At 34.3% G+C, this 21,001-nt stretch carries 31 protein-coding genes; 21 read left to right on the top strand and 10 right to left on the bottom strand.

Going from position 1 to position 21,001, the window contains the following annotated elements; all coding sequences use genetic code 11:
* Window positions 1-4 precede the first annotated feature (4 nt).
* From ABC382_RS08835 to ABC382_RS08815, 5 genes are all read left to right on the top strand, one after another.
* Window positions 5-199 carry a hypothetical protein gene (locus tag ABC382_RS08835; RefSeq protein ID WP_412926717.1) on the top strand — a complete coding sequence of 65 codons (195 nt, stop codon included), beginning with the start codon at window positions 5-7 and terminating at the stop codon, window positions 197-199.
* 85 nt (window positions 200-284) lie between these two features.
* Complete coding sequence (locus ABC382_RS08830) at window positions 285-494, top strand: hypothetical protein (RefSeq protein WP_407135756.1); 210 nt, start codon at window positions 285-287, stop codon at window positions 492-494.
* Between the two features lie 136 nt (window positions 495-630).
* Window positions 631-879 carry a hypothetical protein gene (locus tag ABC382_RS08825; protein WP_066036374.1) on the top strand — a complete coding sequence of 83 codons (249 nt, stop codon included), beginning with the start codon at window positions 631-633 and terminating at the stop codon, window positions 877-879.
* 11 nt (window positions 880-890) lie between these two features.
* Complete coding sequence (locus tag ABC382_RS08820) at window positions 891-1,151, top strand: phage holin (protein ID WP_412926716.1); 261 nt, start codon at window positions 891-893, stop codon at window positions 1,149-1,151.
* Window positions 1,148-1,813 carry a M15 family metallopeptidase gene (locus ABC382_RS08815; RefSeq protein WP_412926715.1) on the top strand — a complete coding sequence of 222 codons (666 nt, stop codon included), beginning with the start codon at window positions 1,148-1,150 and terminating at the stop codon, window positions 1,811-1,813. Before ABC382_RS08820 ends, ABC382_RS08815 begins: the two co-directional genes overlap by 4 nt.
* Window positions 1,814-1,833: 20 nt before the next feature.
* Here the strand turns inward: ABC382_RS08815 and ABC382_RS08810 are convergent, their stop codons facing one another.
* Both ABC382_RS08810 and ABC382_RS08805 read right to left on the bottom strand, forming a co-directional pair.
* Complete coding sequence (locus ABC382_RS08810; RefSeq protein WP_412926714.1) at window positions 1,834-2,037, bottom strand: hypothetical protein; 204 nt, start codon at window positions 2,035-2,037, stop codon at window positions 1,834-1,836.
* A gap of 230 nt (window positions 2,038-2,267) precedes the next feature.
* Window positions 2,268-2,414 (bottom strand): hypothetical protein, encoded by a 147-nt coding sequence (locus ABC382_RS08805; protein ID WP_412926713.1) that lies wholly within the window; start codon window positions 2,412-2,414, stop codon window positions 2,268-2,270.
* Between the two features lie 160 nt (window positions 2,415-2,574).
* Between ABC382_RS08805 and ABC382_RS08800 the strand changes: the two genes are divergently transcribed.
* Genes ABC382_RS08800 through ABC382_RS08790 form a run of 3 tightly spaced genes read left to right on the top strand, consistent with a single transcriptional unit; the run spans window position 2,575 to window position 3,556 of the window.
* Window positions 2,575-2,814: a YolD-like family protein gene (locus tag ABC382_RS08800; RefSeq protein WP_412926712.1), complete on the top strand. Its 240-nt coding sequence runs from the start codon at window positions 2,575-2,577 to the stop codon at window positions 2,812-2,814.
* A gap of 48 nt (window positions 2,815-2,862) precedes the next feature.
* Window positions 2,863-3,201, top strand: a complete 339-nt coding sequence (locus tag ABC382_RS08795; protein WP_412927256.1) for a YolD-like family protein — start codon at window positions 2,863-2,865, stop codon at window positions 3,199-3,201.
* Window positions 3,194-3,556 (top strand): YhjD family protein, encoded by a 363-nt coding sequence (locus ABC382_RS08790; protein WP_407135749.1) that lies wholly within the window; start codon window positions 3,194-3,196, stop codon window positions 3,554-3,556. Before ABC382_RS08795 ends, ABC382_RS08790 begins: the two co-directional genes overlap by 8 nt.
* A gap of 404 nt (window positions 3,557-3,960) precedes the next feature.
* Here ABC382_RS08790 and ABC382_RS08785 read toward each other — a convergent pair whose 3' ends face one another.
* Together ABC382_RS08785 and ABC382_RS08780 are read right to left on the bottom strand one after the other, a co-directional pair.
* On the bottom strand, window positions 3,961-4,707 hold the full coding sequence (locus ABC382_RS08785) for an SDR family NAD(P)-dependent oxidoreductase (RefSeq protein ID WP_412926711.1): 747 nt from the start codon (window positions 4,705-4,707) through the stop codon (window positions 3,961-3,963).
* 53 nt (window positions 4,708-4,760) lie between these two features.
* Complete coding sequence (locus tag ABC382_RS08780) at window positions 4,761-5,144, bottom strand: putative quinol monooxygenase (RefSeq protein WP_269898022.1); 384 nt, start codon at window positions 5,142-5,144, stop codon at window positions 4,761-4,763.
* Window positions 5,145-5,291: 147 nt separating this feature from the next.
* Here ABC382_RS08780 and ABC382_RS08775 point away from each other — a divergent pair, with 147 nt between their 5' ends.
* Both ABC382_RS08775 and ABC382_RS08770 read left to right on the top strand, forming a co-directional pair.
* Window positions 5,292-5,651: a winged helix-turn-helix transcriptional regulator gene (locus tag ABC382_RS08775; protein ID WP_269898021.1), complete on the top strand. Its 360-nt coding sequence runs from the start codon at window positions 5,292-5,294 to the stop codon at window positions 5,649-5,651.
* Window positions 5,652-6,168: 517 nt separating this feature from the next.
* On the top strand, window positions 6,169-6,465 hold the full coding sequence (locus tag ABC382_RS08770) for an ATP-dependent DNA ligase (protein WP_407134949.1): 297 nt from the start codon (window positions 6,169-6,171) through the stop codon (window positions 6,463-6,465).
* 176 nt (window positions 6,466-6,641) lie between these two features.
* On the opposite strand, the gene ABC382_RS08765 is transcribed toward ABC382_RS08770, so the two are convergent.
* Window positions 6,642-7,796, bottom strand: a complete 1,155-nt coding sequence (locus tag ABC382_RS08765) for a Ger(x)C family spore germination protein (RefSeq protein ID WP_407134947.1) — start codon at window positions 7,794-7,796, stop codon at window positions 6,642-6,644.
* Between the two features lie 176 nt (window positions 7,797-7,972).
* Between ABC382_RS08765 and ABC382_RS08760 the strand changes: the two genes are divergently transcribed.
* Both ABC382_RS08760 and ABC382_RS08755 read left to right on the top strand, forming a co-directional pair.
* Window positions 7,973-9,094, top strand: a complete 1,122-nt coding sequence (locus tag ABC382_RS08760; RefSeq protein ID WP_412926710.1) for a Ger(x)C family spore germination protein — start codon at window positions 7,973-7,975, stop codon at window positions 9,092-9,094.
* 138 nt (window positions 9,095-9,232) lie between these two features.
* Window positions 9,233-10,255, top strand: coding sequence for a GerAB/ArcD/ProY family transporter (locus ABC382_RS08755; protein WP_412926709.1), 1,023 nt, complete (start codon window positions 9,233-9,235; stop codon window positions 10,253-10,255).
* 62 nt (window positions 10,256-10,317) lie between these two features.
* Here ABC382_RS08755 and ABC382_RS08750 read toward each other — a convergent pair whose 3' ends face one another.
* A complete protein-coding gene (locus ABC382_RS08750) occupies window positions 10,318-10,482 on the bottom strand; it encodes a hypothetical protein (RefSeq protein ID WP_407134942.1) in 165 nt (54 codons plus the stop codon).
* A 455-nt stretch (window positions 10,483-10,937) separates the two neighbouring features.
* On the opposite strand from ABC382_RS08750, the gene ABC382_RS08745 reads away from it, so the two are divergent.
* The 4 genes from ABC382_RS08745 to ABC382_RS08730 are packed head-to-tail and all read left to right on the top strand — an operon-like array spanning window position 10,938 to window position 14,368.
* Window positions 10,938-11,510: a class I SAM-dependent methyltransferase gene (locus ABC382_RS08745; protein WP_274796241.1), complete on the top strand. Its 573-nt coding sequence runs from the start codon at window positions 10,938-10,940 to the stop codon at window positions 11,508-11,510.
* A complete protein-coding gene (locus ABC382_RS08740; protein WP_274796242.1) occupies window positions 11,510-12,097 on the top strand; it encodes a DedA family protein in 588 nt (195 codons plus the stop codon). Before ABC382_RS08745 ends, ABC382_RS08740 begins: the two co-directional genes overlap by 1 nt.
* A gap of 53 nt (window positions 12,098-12,150) precedes the next feature.
* Entirely contained in the window at window positions 12,151-12,852 is a 702-nt protein-coding gene (locus tag ABC382_RS08735) for a response regulator transcription factor (protein ID WP_274796243.1), read from the top strand.
* Entirely contained in the window at window positions 12,836-14,368 is a 1,533-nt protein-coding gene (locus ABC382_RS08730) for a sensor histidine kinase (RefSeq protein WP_322610382.1), read from the top strand. Before ABC382_RS08735 ends, ABC382_RS08730 begins: the two co-directional genes overlap by 17 nt.
* Here the strand turns inward: ABC382_RS08730 and ABC382_RS08725 are convergent.
* Entirely contained in the window at window positions 14,356-14,661 is a 306-nt protein-coding gene (locus ABC382_RS08725) for a hypothetical protein (RefSeq protein ID WP_274796245.1), read from the bottom strand. The genes ABC382_RS08730 and ABC382_RS08725 overlap by 13 nt on opposite strands.
* Before the next feature lie 136 nt (window positions 14,662-14,797).
* A complete protein-coding gene (locus tag ABC382_RS08720; protein ID WP_274796246.1) occupies window positions 14,798-15,676 on the bottom strand; it encodes a LysR family transcriptional regulator in 879 nt (292 codons plus the stop codon).
* A gap of 102 nt (window positions 15,677-15,778) precedes the next feature.
* Here ABC382_RS08720 and ABC382_RS08715 point away from each other — a divergent pair, with 102 nt between their 5' ends.
* Window positions 15,779-16,969, top strand: a complete 1,191-nt coding sequence (locus ABC382_RS08715; protein WP_274796247.1) for a YbfB/YjiJ family MFS transporter — start codon at window positions 15,779-15,781, stop codon at window positions 16,967-16,969.
* 45 nt (window positions 16,970-17,014) lie between these two features.
* Here ABC382_RS08715 and ABC382_RS08710 read toward each other — a convergent pair whose 3' ends face one another.
* The gene (locus ABC382_RS08710; RefSeq protein WP_274796248.1) at window positions 17,015-17,875 is read right to left on the bottom strand and encodes a YitT family protein; all 861 of its coding nucleotides are present in this window, start codon (window positions 17,873-17,875) and stop codon (window positions 17,015-17,017) included.
* Between the two features lie 33 nt (window positions 17,876-17,908).
* Window positions 17,909-18,448, bottom strand: coding sequence for a transcriptional regulator (locus ABC382_RS08705; protein ID WP_274796249.1), 540 nt, complete (start codon window positions 18,446-18,448; stop codon window positions 17,909-17,911).
* Window positions 18,449-18,635: 187 nt separating this feature from the next.
* Between ABC382_RS08705 and ABC382_RS08700 the strand changes: the two genes are divergently transcribed.
* From ABC382_RS08700 to ABC382_RS08685, 4 genes are read left to right on the top strand one after another with little or no spacing between them, the layout of a single operon-like run.
* Window positions 18,636-18,887, top strand: a complete 252-nt coding sequence (locus tag ABC382_RS08700; protein ID WP_322610383.1) for a PLD nuclease N-terminal domain-containing protein — start codon at window positions 18,636-18,638, stop codon at window positions 18,885-18,887.
* Complete coding sequence (locus ABC382_RS08695; RefSeq protein WP_322610384.1) at window positions 18,871-19,773, top strand: ABC transporter ATP-binding protein; 903 nt, start codon at window positions 18,871-18,873, stop codon at window positions 19,771-19,773. The genes ABC382_RS08700 and ABC382_RS08695 overlap by 17 nt, the downstream gene beginning before the upstream one ends.
* Before the next feature lie 6 nt (window positions 19,774-19,779).
* Complete coding sequence (locus tag ABC382_RS08690; RefSeq protein WP_322610385.1) at window positions 19,780-20,559, top strand: ABC transporter permease; 780 nt, start codon at window positions 19,780-19,782, stop codon at window positions 20,557-20,559.
* A gap of 19 nt (window positions 20,560-20,578) precedes the next feature.
* Window positions 20,579-20,977 (top strand): GntR family transcriptional regulator, encoded by a 399-nt coding sequence (locus ABC382_RS08685; RefSeq protein ID WP_322610386.1) that lies wholly within the window; start codon window positions 20,579-20,581, stop codon window positions 20,975-20,977.
* Window positions 20,978-21,001: the final 24 nt, after the last annotated feature.

Raw genomic sequence — 21,001 nt, 5'->3', positions numbered from 1 at the left:
TATTATGGATTATCAAGTACAACTAAACAATGGACAAGCTATTAATTTAACAAATGCGGAGTTTGATGCAACTGCATTTACAGCAACATTAAATGATCCAAAGATTAACTTCGTGAATATTGGTGGAGCAATCATTAATAAACACACCATAAATAGTGTGCTGCCAGTAGCAGCTACACAAACAGAAACGCAAGCATAGGCTTAGCGTTATTTTTTTGTCATTTTTAGAAGGTAATCTCTTCCTTTTGTCGAAATAGGAGATTTAAGGGGGGGAGATATTTAAAATGAAAATACGAGTAGATTATATTTTTAACCAGACAAAGAATACAACTATTGAATATGGATCCCAAATTATGTACTTTGATGATTATGAGTATGAAGATCTTGAAGATGGTACGTTAAAAGAAAGTGAATTAATTGATTTAATTATTAAAGCTTTAAAAAGACAGTTTGGTTATTACAGTATTAAAGTAACGAGTATTTCTGAAGTATAGACAACACTCTCGTATCGAGGGTGTTTTTTTATGTGCTATGAGAGTAATCGAGATGGGCAACGGTACACTGTACTGATTCTCGATGCTTCTCATGGCTTTTTATTTACACAAAAAAGGGCAAAGGTTAGGTGATTGAATGGATATTGTATCCGCAGTAACAGCAGCAAGTCATATAGCAAACTCACAGGTGGTGTGGTCAATCTTGTGTATTTGTTTGGTCGTTTATGTATTTTGGAATTCCAACAAGCGTGAAGAACGATTACTAAAAAATTTAGAAACGTTAACAGAAGCACAAGGTGAGCAAGCCAATGCAATGCGTGAAATAAGCAAAAGCTTAACGTCACTTGAAGGCCGCATGGACCGTATGGAAAAACATATCTTTTAGGAGGAATTACAATGAAAATCAACTGGAAAGTACGTTTAAAACACAAACCATTCTTAGTGGGTGCATTCGCCTTACTACTACTGTTAGTGCAACAAATCGGTGCGCTATTCGGGTACGACACAACAATTTATAACGAGCGAGTTACAGAGTTATTTAACACTGTACTCGCTTTTTTAATTCTACTTGGTGTGGTAGTTGATCCAACAACGCCGGGTGCAAGTGATAGTGAACAAACATTAGAATACGGAAAAACAAAGGATGATGTGAAATGACGAGTTTAACAACTACATGCCGTGATCTAAGCGAATTAACAGCTGCAGCACAAACAGCATGCCGACTACTCTTTCAAGAGTGCTTCAAGGCAGGAATTGATTTTGTTTTTATTACAGAGACATACCGTAGCCAAGCACGCCAAAACTACTTGTATGAGCAAGGTCGTACAAGACCAGGCCAAGTAGTTACATGGACGCGTAATAGTAACCATACATCACGTAGAGCTTGGGATATCGCTGTTGCTCCTCCAAGAAATTTATATGATATTTCTACGCTTTCAAAAGTTGGCGCCATAGCTAAAAAGCTAGGTATCACATGGGGAGGATATTGGATTGCCGGACAGTACGATGCTCCGCATTTTGAAATTCCCCCAACATGGAAAATGCCTGCAGGATATAAATTAGAAGGACAAGTAATTGTACCGACAAGTAGTGCTGTTAAAGTGCAATTGATCAAGGAAGATAATAAAACAATTCAAAATGAAAAGGATGATGATATTATGCAATTCACAAACTCAACAACAAAAGCTGCTGTCCGTGATTACATTAAACAGTCTGTAGATAAAGGGAAAATTGATAAGTCATGGCTCAATAAATTTGATGCTGGTACATTGACTACAGGAGATTTTGAAGGTTTGAAAATTATTATTTCACAACGTTAAAAAAGCAAAGACCAAGACAGCTAAATGCCATCTTGGTCTATTTTCATTTCATTCAATATTTGTTTACGTTCTAAAATTAACTCCATAAACTCGTCTAAATCTTCCTCTAAAGCATGGTTTTTAATAAAGCTACGTGCTCTTGATCGTGCGCTAATGTATTTTGCACGTTCTTTATTCTTCTCTTGCCAACGTTTATTAGCTTCGGTCTGTGAATTTTTCTCCATTTTTATCCCTTCCTTTTCTTGATGTGTACTACGATATTTAATATCACTAATATAAAGCATAGTGAGTAGGACACAATCATGAAGTAATCAAAAAACTTTGGTTCACTCCAGTTAACTATGTCAGTCAAGATATACAAGGCTAATGCTAAAGCAGCAATATATCCGATATTTTTCATAACGATGAGGATGTGATAAGATTATAGGAAGGAGGGGCTAACCTCCTTCATATGCTACTTGCGACGTTTTCCTTTGCGAGAGGGGCGTCGCTTTTCTTTTTTCTTACTCTTCATATCGCTTATGTTTTTCGCTGAACTTGTAAGTAAGTTTGCGATTGTTGCGATAGCTACTAGGTAAGCTAGAACCTTATCATAATCCACTTTGTTCACCTCCTTTCTATACTCTAATTATACTAGTACTAGTATGTAAAGTCAACAGATAATTCCATTTATTTTCCTTAAGATCCAGTAAATATTATTGCATAAAACAAACACCTGTTCTATTATATATACAAACAAATGTTCTGCAAGGAGATTGGAAATGGCAAAAACAAAAACGACTACAAAGAAAAAGGAACCCAAACACCCAGATCGTGATGAATTCGACTTAGAGGAAATCGCAAATGCATTAACTGAAGCTATGGAAGAAAAACAAACCAAAGTCTTTAGCATCTACAAACGCGACGAAGCTCTGGAAGGTACAGTTACAAAAATGGATGCAAACACAAAACAAATCCATATTAAAGATAAGTACTACAACATTCATAAGTACATTTCTTAGATATTTTAAGTATTTCAGATACTGAATATTAGTGGAGAGTGATTTGTGATGCTACATGATCGTGGGAATATGAAATGGACATCAATGATGCTACCAGAGCATTTGGTGGAAATAAAGAAGTGGAAAAAGGAACAGTATTTTGATAAAAAGCGTGAGTTGACTGAATGGGAGCTTGAAGAGATTGAGCAAACTGTCCAGCGTGCTTTTAAGATGCGAAAACTAATCAAATTAACACTGTGGGACCATAACAAGCTACATGATGAAATAGGAAAAATAACAGGGACAGATCTATATAGGAAAGAACTACTTTTAGATGCTGATTTATCAATAAAACGTATTCAATTTGAGAAGATACAAAAAGCATCATTGGTAGATACAGATGATTAAGCCTGATGAGCGTAGAAATGTACATGAATTTATCCTATTGGATATGGCAGTAAAGTCTTTACAGAATGACTACGATACACTAGGGAATCTAAAAATGTCCAAGGTCTATATTGAAATAGTTGATGTCCTATTAAAAGTTATAAGGCCTGATTATTACAATAAGAAACGTATGTTAGCCAAACAAAAAATAGAGATAGTAAAGTGGATTCACATTGATCAATATTTTAGCGATGTTGTGGTGAAGAATCCCGGAGAAGATGTTGTGCTACGGTACGCAAAACAAGCGCTAAAAACCCAAGTTGAAAATTTAATTTTTCAGTACTTAAAGGAGATAAGTCACAATACAAAACAATAATTCTACACAATTTAACTTTCAATAAAGTATAACCCCGTCTAAGTGAGGACGGGGTTACTTTAAACAAAAATAACAACAAATTCTTTTAACATCTAAATTATCTTCAACAATCGCGCCCGATTGTTGAATAGTGCTAAATGCGAAAAAGCTGCAAAAATGACACCTTAGTTATTTTATTTTGCTAAAGCACCCGTTACTTTAAGTACATTTATTCATAAAGTAATCTTTTTTCAGGTCATTTAGTGGTAGCCCCAGGAAAATATGAATTTACATCGATAAGCAAATCCAAACATAAAAAAAGTCGAATTCCCTGTCCTTTAAGGAAACGACTTTTTTATACGACTTCTTCAAGTAAATCCCATTAACCTTTTTCGGGGATTATTTGTAATCTCTGCACAGTGAAATTATACCTGTGCTAGCCCGCCATCTACGAACAATTCAACACCCGTCAAGTAACTGCTTTCGTCTGAAGCAAGGAAAGATACAGCGTTTGCTACTTCTTCAGGTGTCCCAACTTTTCCAACTGGAACAGTATTTCTGCTATTTTCCAGTACATCTTCTAGTGCCTCACCAAAAAGCTCATCGTATGCAGGTGTAAGAATACCTCCTGGACTTACCACATTTACACGGATTTCAGTACCTTTTAGGTCAAGAATCCAGTTGCGAACTAGTGCTCTTAATGCTGCTTTAGATGCTCCATATACACTAAACGCTGGGTTGCCAATTGATCCAGCAGTAGAGCCCGTTACAATAATAGAACCTACTTTGTCCGGGAATAGTGATAATGCTTTTTGAACAGTAAAGATGGTTCCTTTAACGTTAATGTCGAACGTTCTATCAACCTGCTCTTCAGTAATTTCACCTAATGGAAGGAAGTTGCCGGTGCCTGCATTAGCAAAAAGAATGTCCAACTTACCTTTTTCCTGCTTTATAATGTCATATAGTTTGTCTAAGTCTTCAAGTTTAGAAATATCACCTTGAACACCGGTTACGTTCTTGCCAATTTGGTTAACGGCTTTATCAAGTTCGTTTTGTCTACGTCCCGTGATATAAACATATGCACCTTCGTTTACAAATTTTTGTGCTGTAGCAAGACCAATCCCACTTGTTCCACCCGTTACAAGCGCTATTTTACCTTCAAATTTACCCATACTTAACACTCCTTTAGAATTAATTTTATTTTATGTCTAGTACCTTTAGTAAGTTACTTAAAAGTTGATATAGAGGCATTTAGGCTTTCTGAGCTTGTTCTTGACCCATTCGTTAAATTACTTCCCCATTCTCCGTTTGGTATTAAGTAACTTATTATTCTATCCTCAAGTAGATCACCAAGAATTTCTTCATATTTTTTTCGATAAGGCTTTGGCAATTCTTCCTGTAACCAACTGTCTTTTGTGCCTTGCCAGATTTCATAAATTACAAGATCATCCGGCTTTTCAATATCATCGCTTATAATAGCATTTATAAAGGTAGGTTCTTTCGACATCACTTCAACAAGTGAATAAAGTGAGTTCCGAAAGACTTCCTTTTTACCTGGTTTAACTTTGAAACGAATGTTTAGAACAACTTGATTAGTATTGCTAGTCATCTGTAATATTCCCCCTTTTGTAATCTCTGCCTTGAAAAACACCTTACAAGGTATATTATCCATCTATAAACTATATTATTGGAAGTACCCACTTTTTTGTTATATACTAACTAAAAAGTAACAATTATATAATATGGGGGTTTAGACATGAAAAAAGTTAGTTGTGGTTTTGAAATGACAATGGAAGTTATTAGCGGAAAATGGAAAGGCCTTGTATTATACTTTTTAAAGGATGGACCAAAGAGAACGAGTGAATTAAAGAGCATTATCCCAAATATAACTCAGAAAATGCTGATTCAAACACTTAGAGAGCTTGAAGCCAGTGGACTTGTAAGCAGAAAGATATATAATCAAGTACCGCCGAAGGTTGAATATTCATCCACTGAACTTGGAGAATCTCTTAAACCTATCTTGCAGGAGCTCTGTCAATGGGGAAGCCATTATGCGGAGCAAATTTATGCAGAGGATGAAATCGAAATCCTACTATCCGAAGAGGCTTCTTTTTAACACACCTTATATGTAAGGTGTTTTTTTGTTGCACTGGGATGAGGTTAGGAGGATCAATTAGTAATAGAAAAAGAGGTTCTGGTGCAAATATGATTTGTTAGAAACAAAGTACCTCATTTAGATTTGAGTGGTGATACAAGTACACGAATGTTGTTAAATCAACATTTGTGCCTTTGCGCTTGAACCATCAATTATACAGTTTACTGTACATATGGCATAAACAGTTGAAGTAGCAACGTTTATACTTGCGGAGCTTGTTCATAAATTGGCATATAAACTTGAATAGCATTTCTTATCGTCAAAAGTGTTATTCAACAATCTGGCCCGTTTGTTGAATAAACACCATTTAAATTAAAAAGTATAGGGAGAGTAGTAATATAGAGGCCATCGTGAAAATTTTAGATAAAGAAAATTATCTCCCAGTGAACCAATCTAAATGATTACCACTAGTACCTTGATTTACATGTATTTTTGCCTTGTTTGCCATGAGATAATGGTACATGAGGGGGAATAGGTAATGTTATTTACTCCAATTAAACCAATGTTACTTCACATGGGTAACAATAATGAAATAGATGATGATCCAAGTTGGATTTACGATATAAAATGGGATGGTTGGCGCATCCTTTTACACAAGCAAGGCGAAAGGATAGAGGCTTTTACTCGACATGGTAACAATGTGACAGCTAAGTTTCCTGAACTTCAAGAGGTTGCCCTTCTATTAAGGAACACACAGCAATCATTGATTGCGAAAGTGTTGTGCTTAGAAATGGCATTTCAGTATTTGATGACATTGCCTATCGTGGAAGGCTAACAAACACAAGCAAGATTGAACAGTCTACTTTAACTCATCCAGCTACTTTCATTGCTTTTGATATACTAGCAACTGATATAGCTCTTACAAACAAGCCGTTAGTGGGATTTCGTAAAGTTCCAGAAGCTATAAACTAAAACCAGGCGCTCATCTGAAAGCGAGTGCCTAGTTGTTTTTTACTCCTCAACACTGTCTTTAAAAACCTTTCTCCCTGAGTGTATTTTATTTACATTTATAGTTATTTTACTAATCGAATCTTTAGATAGAGGTACTTTTCCGTCTTTCTCTATTCTTTTCCATGCTTTTACATTATCTCGATAAAGATATTCAGATAATCGGTAAATATCCACGTCTAAATTTAATCCCTCTTCATATGTTGTCTTTATTTCTTCTTTAACTTTCTTTTCTATACCCTTTTTTAACTGACTTACATTTAAATTACCATTAAACCCATTGATTATAGCTTCTAAATCAATATCTATTTCAAATGTCACTTGATTTCTTTTTACAATGGGTATTACTTCAAGGTCTAATTTTTCAATATCTACTGTAATGTAATCACTTTCGTTATTTTCTAATTTAAAGGTAATATTTCCAAGACTTTTTTGACCCGTCATCCAGCGGTTCCCGCCAACAAGATTATTAGTTATAACACCTTTATAACCATCTTTCGAAAGGACACAGACACCATTTATGGCTGTTTCATCTGAGGGATTCTCTGTTTCAGACACCCAATTTTTATTGATAGATACCAATGATAAAGCCACCTCATGACTTGGTTCATTTAAACCTATAATCAATTTTCTTAAATCAACAGGCCTTGTAAATGCCTCTAATGTACTTGTATTTAAAGGGTTGCTTAATTTTGAATTAGGAAGTGACTTATCTAATATAGGTGATACTAGAAGAATTTCTTCAATAGAGTCCTGTGTACAATGAACGTGAATTTGATATCTTGTCTCTCTAAATCGTATGAAAGTATCTAAAACAGAATTAGCATGTTCACTCTTCAAGGCTTCTTCTGAGAACAGTAAATAAGTCATATGTCCCCAGAATATTTCTTGGTCAACCGAGCGATATAATTTATAAATAGCTTCTTCAATAGTTTTTCCTGTAGCATGTCCAATCTCTGCTGGTGAGGCTTCAGGACTAGGTGTTTCAGTTTTAGCAACATTGGAGAAGTTAATTAATTGTAAATAAATTTCATATTGATTATCTTTATAATCTACCCCGACTCCATTAACATAGTACATTCTCTGTGGTTCAGTGACATCCCAACAGCCTGATAGAAGTATGACAAAGGGGCAAAAAAATAATAATAGTCTTTTCATAATAGACAATTTTCTCCTGATTTTTTAAATTGTGTACAGGTGAATTATGAACATAATAAATATCTTTTAAACAATAAAAGTGATGACTTATAGTTTGTATACTCCAGGATTTAATTGTATAAACTTCTCTTTGATAGAACAAAATAATAAAAAGTTTAAGGATAGGGAGTAAAAAAATGCCGATTGCAAGATTTTATTTAATGTTATTTTTATCACTTATCTTTTTAATCGGGTGTGTACGGACTAATATTCTTGATAAAGTGGGGGTAACATCATTAATAGGTTACGATATAGGACAAGAAGAAAAAATAGCAGTTACAGGAGTTATAAGAGAAATAAATCCTGATTTCAAAAGCAAAGTACAAGTTTTTACAACGGAAAATAATACTCTCTTAGGAAATAAAATAAAAACAAATAGAGAACTTTCAGAACAAGTTTCTTTTGGACAAACAAGGGTGATTACGTTCGGGGAAGACTTAGCAAGAGAGGGGCTTGATTATTTTATCCATTCAAATCTTGAGAATCCTAATATAAATAATAACCTCTATATGGCTGTGATAGAAGGGAAAGCTGCTGACTTATTGGAAAACGAATATAAAGATATTGAAGATATTGGACAACATATATTTAGACTGATTGAACAAAACAATAAACAGAAATTTACAACGACAACTACCCTACATATAATTGCAGATGATTATTATTCAAATGGAAAAGAAATGTCGATGCCAATTCTCAAAAGGGATGGTGATCTTGTCGAATTTAGTGCAATAGGTATCTTTAAGGGAGGAAAAATGGTCAGCACACTTCCAGCTAAAGATAATTTCTTTGTAAATGTAATTAGGGAAAATTTTAATATGGGGGTATATGAAACTGTATTGCAAGGTGATGGAAATCTAAATAATAGAAATTCGTCGTTAAATGAAATGAGATTAACATTTGATACAATCAAATCAAAAAGAGAAATAAAATTAGTTGATGCTTCTAAACCAGAATTCGACTTAAATATTAGTATGAAATCAAGAGTATTAGAAGTTTCTCCTGATATTAATTTTTGGCAACGGGAAAGTGTGGCTGCACTAGAAAAGGATATTGAAAAGAAGCTTAAAAATGAAATATCAAGAGTAATTGGTCATACACAAGAGGTAGAATCAGATATTTTTGGATTTGGGGAAAAATATAGAAGCACTGTGAGACATTCAAAACTAACAAAAGAAAAATGGCAAAAGAAGTATAAAATTATGAAAGTAAATGTGAATATTGACTTTACTATTTTAAGAAATGGCGTTTTTGAATAAGTATTCAAAAAAATCATTATTAAAAATAATTACCAATGCGTTAACTATAAACCGAAAATGGGTGAACTACGTTTGTGCGCAAATAATAATTCAAAAATATTGAATCGCTACCATGTTATCATATTAGGGCAAAATATAATGATGGGTACAAGTATCCTTACTTTACCGCAGAAACTTAGTTCAATGGGGTATAGTCAGGCATTTATGCCACTTTTATTTGGGATTATTGCTAGTTTAAATTTATGGCAAATGATTTGGCTTTGTTCAAAGTTCCCAAATGATAATTTATTTCGTATAAATGAAGTTTTGTTAGGAAAATCATTTGGAAAAATAATTAACCTATTTCTTATTATTCAATTCATTGTCTTTAGTGCAGGAATAATAAGTGATTATATGCATCTTATACAAAGTTCAGCATTAACAGAGCAAACAATTACTTTACCAGTTATTTGTTTCTTATTAATTCTTGTTTACGTTGTTAATGGAGGTATAAAATCTATTGCAAGATTTAGCATGCTTGCCTTCTTTTTTTCATTAGCTTTATTCTATTTTTTACATTGGGCTATTGAAAAAGGGAGTGTAAGTCATTTTCTTCCATTGTTTAATTTCAATACTAAAGAATTTCTTACTGCTACAAAAGAAGGTTACCTTTCTATTCTTGGTTATGAACTAATCATGTTTTACTTTCCTTACATTATTAATCAGAAAAAGGCATTTCGCGATTCTTTAATAGGAATTTGGATAAGTATGCTCTTATTTTTTTTTACAACTTCTATTAGTATAATGTACTATTCAGAATGGCAATTGAAAAACGTAGAATTTTCAGTGTTAAATTTATTTAAAGCAGGGGAACTGTCTTTTGTAGAACGGATTGATATTATTGGAATTACAATGTGGGTATTTTTAATTATAACAACGGTTGGTGCTTATGTATGGTGTGCAAAAAAAGGGCTAGATTCACTTTTAGGAAAGCGAAGTAAATTTAAACTTATATATATTGCAGTGATTATTTTTTGCATTATAAAATTACCAATCTCAAAGGAAATTCAAACAAAACTAATTACGACCAGCAACTATATTGGATATATAGTACTTATTTGGCCTGTCTTTTTAGGAATTATCTATTTGTTACGAAGAAACAACATACTTCATGAAAGATAAGAGGAACAGCATTAGAAGGTAGGGAACTATGCGATCAATACTTTGTTTGACAAGTGTTGCTTTTATATTTCAGAATACGTTAACTTTTTTGAACCTGTTGTTGCAGATATTATCTGTTCATCATCTTCAATATGAGTTGACAAAATATCTATATCTTCTTCAACAAACGAAATAACCTGTTTGCCGGCTGGCTTTAAATGATCTCTAATTTGTTCTTGTATATTCAAAAACATTTTCTCCTTCCTTATAGCTTGTTGGTAATACAATAAAATTGTATCAATACTGGTAGGCGTTGTAAGTAGCAACAGATATTCTGTTGTTAAAAAATCGCTCATCTAAAAAATGAGCGATTTTGCAACTTATAATAAAACTAAAGTTATCAGATTCAATATATACCTGTCCGTTTATTTTTTGTACCCCAAGTACCCCAGCAAAAAGTCTTTCGTACCCCAATTGTACCCCAAATGAAAATACACTCAAATACAAAAAAATATAATTGATAGAATATATCCCAAACATAGAAAGCATAGAAACAGGGTCATAATCATTATTAGCCTATTAAAAATACGACTAAATATTGTAAACTCTTAAGAAAATTTTAAGAATTCTCCTCGCAATTCGTTAAGAAATGCTCTTTATAGTTAGAACCATCTACATGAATGCAAAGTGAGGAGAAATTTTCATGCAATTTATTACCTTTCTTACTGAATTTATAAAACATCCTAAAACAATTGGAGCAATTTCCCCGAGCTCTAAAAAATTAGCTTATAAAATGATACAACCTATTTGTTTTGAAACTGCACAATGTATTGTCGAGCTAGGACCAGGAATGGGCTCTTTTACAAAGGAGCTTGTGAAAAGAAAAAAGCCAGCTACATGGCTTGTACTCATTGAACATAATCCGAATTTTTGCGAGAAATTACGTCAACAGTTCGCTCATGAGGCCTATGTTATTGTAATCAATGGCTCTGCAGAAAATATGAAGCAATATATAGACGAGTTGCATATTGAAAAAATAGACTATGTTATCTCTGGGCTACCATTTACATCTTTAAAGTCAGAAGTATCATGTTGCATTTTAAATAATGTGAAGGATTGTTTGGATGATGGGAAATTCATCACGTTCCAATATTCACTTGTGAAAAAAGCATTCTTCCAACGCTATTTCGCGGAGATCTCACATGAAAAAGTGTGGATCAATATGCCCCCAGCATATGTCTTTAGCTGTCAACTTGGAAATACGAGGGTAAGCTAATGGAGTTGCAGGATCTCTTACTATTTATTGATCAATATGGCTATTTTGCATTGTTTTTCAGTTTATGGCTAGGCATTATCGGGATGCCACTCCCGGATGAGATGATTGTAATGAGTGGTGGTTTTTTATCGTCATTAGATACAATGAGTGTATGGAAATCCTTTCTAATTACTTATTTAGGTGTTGTTTCAGGCCTTTCACTAGGGTATGTTCTAGGTAGACAATTTGGTCAACGAGTGCTCGATAAACTTATGAAAAAGAAAAAAGCAAAGTATTTATTGCAATCCAAAGATTTGCTTGATAAATATGGGCGTTTTGCTTTAGTCTTTAGTTATTTTATCCCGATTGTTAGACATATTCTTCCGTACTTGGTCGGGATGAATCATATGTCCTTTAAAACTTATGCCATATTCTCGTATACAACAGGCTTTGTTTGGACATTAATTTATTTCATACTTGGGCACTTATTTGGTAGCCAGATTGAGTATATTTCTTTGCTTGCTACTAAATATGGTATCTATTTAGGTATCGTCATCGTCATAATCAGCTTGCTTTATTATTTTTATATTCGAAAATTAAAAAAATAGTTAAAATAGGGAACATTCCTATTAGTAAAATATTTGAGGTATGGTGGGGTTAGATGAGTAATGAAACAATTTTAATTGTTGATGATGAAAAAGAGATAAGAAATCTTATCGCTATTTATTTGAAAAATGAGGGCTATCATGTGCTAGAGGCATGTGATGGGGAAGAAGGCTTGCAGCTACTGAAGAAGCATCAGGTACATTTAATAGTACTCGATTTAATGATGCCTAAAGTGGATGGTATAGAAATGTGTATGAAGGTAAGAGAAGTAGCGGAAATGCCGATTATCATGCTTACTGCAAAGTCACAGGATATGGATAAAATTGTTGGTTTAACAATAGGGGCTGATGATTATGTGACAAAGCCCTTTAATCCATTAGAGTTGATTGCACGCATTAAATCACAGCTTCGGCGCTATCTTAAAATGAATGGCTTAAATAATAGCAATGGTGAGGAAATGGAAATCGGTGATTTGCGTCTCAATACAGCGACTCATGAAGTCTTTGTTAACAATGAAAAAGTAAAATTAACACCAAGAGAGTTTGCTATTTTGGAACTACTTGTAAGTAATCCGGGCATCGTGATGAGCGCAGAGCAAATCTATGAAAAGGTTTGGAAAGAGGAAGCTTTCCAATCAGAAAATACAGTGATGGTACATATACGAAAAATTCGTGAACGTATTGAAACAAATCCAAGAAATCCACAATATATCAAAACTGTCTGGGGAGTAGGATATAAAGTTGAAAAAGATCTTTAGGCTATTCTTAAAGCTACTGGGGCCCCTCCAGCGTATTTACAGAAAAATAAAGAATAATATAGAGCGCAGCATTAGAATTCAATTATTTACAACCTTTATTTTATGTGCACTTGGAAGCTTTTTAGTATCACGGGCAGTCCTCCCTTTATTTGAGAATATTAATGACACTGTCATCGTTGATTATAGCTACAGTATGAAGATGATGTATTATCAGGCACAAGATACAGCAAAATTAGCGACCCAAGAAAATAATGTGAATGTGTTGAGGCAATTGATTGAACAAGAAGATGAAAATTTCGAAAGTGACCAGAATGCTTTAAAAATTGTAGTAACAGATGAGGTAGGGAAGGTTTTATATAAAACAAAGCAGGTAAAAGAGTCACAAATTGATTTACATGAAGAAATTAGAAAGGTCATGGATTTTACAATTAATCAGCCGTTTGATCAAGCGTATCCTGATACGATTGAAACTTCTCGTAGAGAATTTTCAACATTAGTACCTTTGACCTTGCAAGATAAAAACTATTATTTTTTCGTAAGTGGCCTTCCACAAGGTGAAGCCATTACAAGTACGAGTGAAGGACCTATACCTTTTTTCATTGGTATTATTTTATTTATTGTATCGTTCTTCTATATAACCAAGCGCAAAATGAATCAAATAGAAGCGTTAGCAGAGGGGGTATTGGAAATAGCAAAGGGGAATTTAGCCTTTCGCATTGAGAAAAAAGGGCAGGATGAAATTGCTTTATTAACAGATAATATTAACCAAATGGCAGAAGAAATCATGACAAGTATCGAAATGGAAAGGAAAATTGAGCAACAGAAAAATGAGCTCATTACAAATGTTTCACATGATCTGAGAACACCGCTTACCTCCATAATGGGTTACCTACGGCTATTAAGAGAGGAAAAATATGAGACAAAAGAGCAATACGACGAATATTTGAAAATAGCCTTTTCTAAATCCGAGCAATTAAAAAATTTAATTGATGATTTATTTGAATATACAAAGCTAACAAATGATAAAAATGCTTTAGTGCGACAACAAGTCTGTTTAAATGAGCTACTCGATCAATTAATGGAGGAATTAGTGCCACTTGCAGAGGAGAAACAACGCATTTTTAAGAAGCATTTTTCAGAAGAGCGAGTTTTTGCGGCGCTTGATTCAGAAAAAATTGTTCGTGTGTTTGATAATTTATTAATCAATGCGATTAACTATAGTACGGGTGACGGAAAAATAATCGTTTCTCTTGAAGGGCAAGGCGATCATGTGCGTATTGGTGTAGCAAATCAAAGTGACGCCTTTACACCAGAAGAGCTTGATAGTTTATTTGAGAGGTTTTATAAAAAGGACCAGTCAAGAACGAATGTAACAGAAGGCTCTGGGCTGGGTCTAGCGATTGCCAAAAGCATTGTGGAGCTTCACGGAGGAACCATTCACGCTACATATAAAAATGAGACATTGTACTTTATTATCACATTGCCATTAACGACTTATCCAAATCACAGTGGGTAAATGGTGATGGTATGATGGATTTGCTTAACGTGTGAAAGCATTTCCTGCATGGTTGCTAAGTGAGCTATGTCCTTTATTAAAAGTTGAATTTCTGTCTGCTTGTACTGTCGTTGAAAGTCAAAAATATAGTCTCTAATAATGGCTAAATTATGAGGATGTTTCATTTCTACCTCTACAAAAAATGGCAATGTTACATCGGGAAGTTTTGTACTGCCCCCGCGACGAATCCAGACCGATTCTTGCACATAATAACGGATAGGTAATTGGCGGTTACTAGCGATAAAAATATCCATAAAAAGCTCCTTTCTATATCTAATTAAAGCCTAAAGGAATTACGTTCAGCCGTCAAAGGAAAACATGAAAAGAGCTGTTCAGTGGGGGAAATCTACTGAACAGCTCTTTTAGTAATGAAAATAATAGATAGAACACTCAAACTGATGGATAGTCATACGCGTCTATTGATTCTAAAAAATATTGAAGTATTGGTGATTGTACATCATCCTTACGATAAATAAACCAGGTAGGAATATGTGCTTGCTTATTCGTTAATTCGTGCAGAGTTAGTGTTTGTGTTGCCATATATTTTTCCGCAATAGCACGAGGAAGTAAAGTAATACCTAATCCAGCAGCAACGCAGCCAATTATACCATCAAGCGTACCAAATTCCATTCTATTTTGAGGACGTACTCCGTCTTCGTGTAACCAATGCTCCAAAATGGCTCGATAGGAACAGCCATTTCGGAACGTAATCACAGTGCTACCCTCTAAGTCTCTCAAATTTTTAATGGGCTTATGCTTAGAAGATGTGATAAAAACAAGCTCTTCACAGATAAACTCCTTCACCAATATATTTTCTTTATATACAGGCCCGGTCACGAATGCACCATCTATTTCATAGTTTTCTAACCGTTCAATATTATGCTGAGATGGACTAGTCAATATAGTGATATCAACCTGTTCATGGGCTTGATGGAATGGTGTTAACAGTGCTGGTAAGTGAAGTGCTGCTGTAGTTTCCATTGAACCAATGCGCAAAATTCCTCTTTGTTCCTCTGTATTTTGTAAAATCTCAAACGATGTATCATAGAGATGAAGCATCTTTAATACCAGTTCGTAAAATTGTTCCCCTTTAGGTGTTAGTTGAATGCCTCGATGCCCCCGATAAAAAAATGTTGTATGATACATAGCCTCAAGATTTTGGATTTTCATAGAGATATTTGATTGCGTGTAATTAAGTGCTGTAGCAGCTTTTGAAAAACTCCCTGTTTGGACGACTGTTCGAAAGATCTTTAAATCATTAATATTCATTGGCCCTCCAGCTATCAATTTTTTTGATACTAATTATAACGAATTGAACATATTTGTGATAGCTAATTATTCGATATAGTGGAGAAGAGAAGGAGTGATACGATGCACAAACAAACAGTTCAATATTTAATAGGTGGTATTTTTTCTTTGATCATTGCCATGGGCATTGGTCGTTTTTCCTATACGGTCATTTTACCTTATATGCAAGAAACAGTTGAATTTAGCCGTTCGACTGCTGGTTATTTAGCAACAAGCAACTATTTAGGCTATCTAATAGGGGCAATAGTGGCAGGTCGTTTAACCTTAGAGAATAAACGTATTCCGTTTTTGCAAATAGGGCTAATTATTAGCATTCTTACAACTGCATTTATGGGCTTTACAGATAATGTTGTTTTATGGTATATACTTCGGTTTATCTCTGGAGTAGTGAGCGCTTTTATTTTTGTAGTGATTGCTAGTCTTGTACTCGATCAGTTGGCTAGTAGTAGTAAAATGCATTTATCAGGATTTTTCTATAGTGGGGTTGGTGTAGGGATTGCATTAAGTGCCATTATTGTGTCACCCATACAGGCAATCTACCATTGGAATGGCACATGGATTGCGTTAGCTTTGTTTTGTATTCTATTGTTTGGCATTATCGTACTATTCATCAAACCTATTAGGCCAAGTGAACAACAACGGATACATGAACCCACTACATCGAAGAGAACTCCACCAAAGAAATGGATGAAGTGGTTAATGATGTCCTATAGTTTAGAAGGGCTAGGTTATATTGTCACAGGTACTTTTATTGTATCGATTGCGCGAGAATCAACAAGCTTTAATGGGGATGCTGCCTTTGTCTGGTTTGTTGTGGGAATAGCTGCCATTCCATCGTGCTTCGTATGGTCAAAGCTAGCGCAGCAGTATGGTTATGTAAAAACATTATTTGTATCCATGATCGTTCAAGCAGTTGGGATTATTTTACCTGCATTTGCCACGAATACGATTACACTCTATGCTAGTGCCTTTATTTTTGGCGCTACTTTTATGGGCATCACAACAGTTAGTACAACGCTAGCAAGACATATAACTCCTATTAATAGCCATAAAATTTTAGGTTATTTAACGGCTGGCTACGCATTTGGACAAATGATTGGGCCATCCATTGCAGGAAAGCTTGCCAATATAACCAATAGCTATCACTATGCATTGATTAGTGCTGCAGTAGTCGTAGCTATTGGAGCTTTCTGTTTAATCGGTGGCCTAAAATATGAAACACATGAAACTGTAACCTCTCCAGTAAGTAAATAAACAAAAAAAGTAAGTAAGACTATAGAAGCCTTACTTACTTTTATATTAATGGATATCTCGCTTCTTGAAGTTACCGCCGCGAACCTCCGAAACATCGGAAATAACAACAAATGCACCGTCATCGATATCTTTAATAATCGAAACTAATTTATTTTCTTCCATACGGTTAATGACACAATTTAAAATTTCAGTTGGTTCATTGGAGAAACCACCTCGTCCATGTGTATAGGTAACACCACGACCTAGGCGCGCTTGGATGGCATCACCAATTTCCTCAGATTTTGCACTGACCACACGCACTTCTTTTGATTTTTCTAAACCAACTTGGATTATATCAATAACATTTTTTGCAATATAGTATGTTAATGCTGAGTATAATGCGCTTTCTAAGCCGAAAATAAAGCTTGCCCCTAAGAAAATAAAGGCATTGATAAATAATATAATATCACCGACTGAAAATGGAATCTTACGTGATAATAGTACGGCTAACACCTCGGAACCATCTAAAGCTCCACCGTTTCGTAAGACAATACCAATCCCAACACCAAGTAGCATACCACCAGATAAGACAATCAGTAAGGGATCATTTGGTCCTAAAATGGTTTTGACATCATGTAAAAGAACCGTAGAAATGGATAATGCTGCGATACCAGCACAACTCATTAAGGCAAATGTTTTTCCTACTTGCTTGTAGCCGATATAAATGAACGGAATATTTAGTACAAAGAGCAGTACGCCTAACGGAATGCCAAAGAGGTGAGCGCCCATAATACTTAAACCCGTAACACCACCATCAATAACATCATTAGGAATTAAAACAGCTTCTAATCCGTACGCCGCAATAACTGCGCCAATAATAATCATGATTAATTTTCTTATGTTTTGAAGTAACTTTCCTTTTTTCATAAATCTTCTCCATTTCTTTACGTAAAATACTACCTAAGGTTTTGGAATAATATTTAAAGCAATCGTTTTTGTTTCAGAACCTTTAGTTGAGTCGGCCATATTATAGTATTTAGTTAATAATTCGTTTAATTCATTATCAAAGTTCTTGAATTGCTCCGTTGTTAATGTCAAATCAATGAAAGAAAAAGTTGCTAAATCTGCAGTACTTTCTTTTTCATCAAGGGATTGTAAATAATTTTGATATTGAGAAAGTAAAGCTAATTGATAGTAAGAAATATAATTTAACTTTTGCTTGGTTGAAAGTTGTGTCCAATCCTCCTTACTAAGTTTTGCTGCTCCTTCATTTAATGCATAAAACTTCTCTGTAACAGAACGTACTTTACGCTCTTTCACAATTTTTATGATGTTTTCATCCACTAAAATTTGGATATGCCGATATAAAGTAGCCTGGGGTACATCCTTAATAACAGAAATCATCTCCAAAGTGCTTAAGCCTTCTTCTTTATTGTGCATAAGAGCTTGTAAAATTTTCATTCTCACAGGGTGCATTAATACCTCTGCTTTATTACGCATAAATCAATCCTCCTATCAGATAAAATGAGATAGTATCAAGGGAAGCAATCAAATGTTATCAATATGAGAACATTATCAAAAAATATACTATAGATTTTTTTTTGAGATGTACAGTAAAAAGGTAATGTAATTTTTTAAGATTTCTGTTATCATTATCAATAATGATAATGAAAGGGGCTATATTAAGATGAAATTACATTACGGTTTTGAAGACTTAGGTCAAATTGATTGGGCAAGTATACTACCAATCCTTTTACCTTTTTTATTCGTAGGATTTTTACTTATCGTTGTTGCACTAGTCGATTTATATCGGCACCGAGAGACGAGAGAAAATATACTGATGTGGGCAATTATTATTTTATTCTTTAATACAATTGGTTCTGTTCTATATTTCGTGATTGGCAGAAAGGATGTAAATAAACATGCGCTTAGAAATTAATAATATTACAAAAAAGTTTAAATATAAGACGGCTGTGAATAATTTTTCAATGGTTATCGATACGAATGAATGTGTAGGACTTATTGGACCAAACGGGGCAGGGAAAACCACATTAATTCAAATCATTGCTGACATTCTTAATGCAGATGAAGGAGACATTGTACTTGATGGACAAAAAATTTCAAAGATGAAAAACAAAATCGGTTATTTACCACAGTATCCTAATTTTTTCTCCTGGATGACAGCATTTGAAACTTTATCCTTTATGGGGACACTTTCTGGTATTTCGAAAAATCAACTACAAAAGGACATTCCATTTCTTTTAGAAAAAGTGGGCTTAGGGAAAGAAGCACATGCTCATGTCGGAACATTTTCAGGAGGAATGAAACAGCGTCTTGGCATCGCACAAGCTTTATTACACAAGCCAGCTTTCATCATTATGGATGAACCAGTATCAGCGCTAGATCCCATAGGTAGACGTGAAGTATTGAATTTATTAAACGACATAAAAAAAGATACGACCATATTATTTTCCACCCATATATTAAGTGATGCAGAGGAAATTTGCGAACGCTTTGTCGTGATTAAAAATGGTTACAAAATAGAAGATGCGTCGAAATTAGAGTTACTTAATCGCTATCAAGACTCAGCTATCTTTTTAATGATTCAAAAGAAAGATGTTAAGTGGCTCACAACGATTGAACATTTACCGTATGTAAAGAGAATCGAAAGTAGTGGTGATGGTTTTAAAGTATACGTTAATCAATTGGAAGCGGATGCCCATCGATTGCTACAGTACGGTTTGGATTCAAACGTGTTATTTACAAAGTTTGATCTTGGCTTTCAAGAAAGCTTAGAAGAAATATTTTTAGAATTGGTGGTGTGACGTGGAGTGAATACGTTTTTAGCATTAAGTAAAAAAGAAATCAATCAAATGACAAAGGAATATAAAGTAGTTTGGTTACCAATTGTATTTATCCTACTAGGCTTAACTCAACCGATCATGATGCATTTCTTGCCTGCTATTTTACAATCAATGGGTGGGATTGAAGGGATTATGATTGATCCTACATTGGCAAAGCCAGAGGGACAAGAAGTGCTGGCCTCCACCCTTAATTCCCAATTTGATCAACTAGGTATTATCATACTTGCCATTGCGACGATGGGCATTATTCAAGGAGAAAAAGCCAATGGGATGATGGCATTCATTTTCACAAGGCCTGTCTCTATCTCATCCTACTTAAATAGTAAGATCCTTAGTCATTATGTTTTAGCTGTTCTATGTATTGCTCTAGGCTATGCAATGTCCTTTGGCTATACATCTTATTTATTTACCTCTGTACCGATAACTCATGCATTGATAGCTTTAGTATTTTATTGTATTTGGCTGTTATTTGTCATAACACTTGTTACCATGATGAGCACATTTTTTAATAGTTCACCATTTATTGCTTTAATAAGTATAGCTGTCTTATTTATTTGTCGTTTATGTGCTGGTTTACATCCATTCTTAGATGTACTTAATCCTGCTAGTAATAGCTTGTATGCTACAACGATATTAGTGACAGGTGACGTGGAAACATGGTATTACGTTACTATTGTTGTCACACTGTTGCTTGTACTATTAATGATGATTATCATGCATCATTTTATTGCCAAAAAGAAATTTTAATGGAAGGATTCCTCGACAAATGAATGTAAAAGTAAATCGAAGGAGCAAAATTCCTTATTATCAGCAACTTACCCAGCAACTGCATTTATTAATCGCGACAGGAAATTTAAAAAAGGGTGATCATTTGCCTTCTATTCGCAAGTTAGCGACACAAATAAACCTCAATCTTCATACGGTTCGTAAAAGCTACAAAGAGCTTCAAAAAAAGTGGATTATCACCATTAACCCTCATACTAGAGCACTTGTTACTGTAGATTCTAATAAAGCAAAGACTATTTCACTTCAACAACTATCGATGAGTGTGGAACAAATAATGATAGAAGCCTATATTTTAGGCATTAACGAATGCCAACTAAAAGAAATGTTTCATAAGAACTTACAAAAATATTATGTGGAGAGTGTAAGAGATGGTTTCTAATAAAGTGACCATCTCTTTTCATTT

Origin of the sequence: Lysinibacillus phoenicis (assembly GCF_047238325.1) — a bacterium.
GTDB classification, from domain to species: domain Bacteria; phylum Bacillota; class Bacilli; order Bacillales_A; family Planococcaceae; genus Lysinibacillus; species Lysinibacillus irui.
This window is presented reverse-complemented; position numbering and strand designations above follow the sequence as displayed.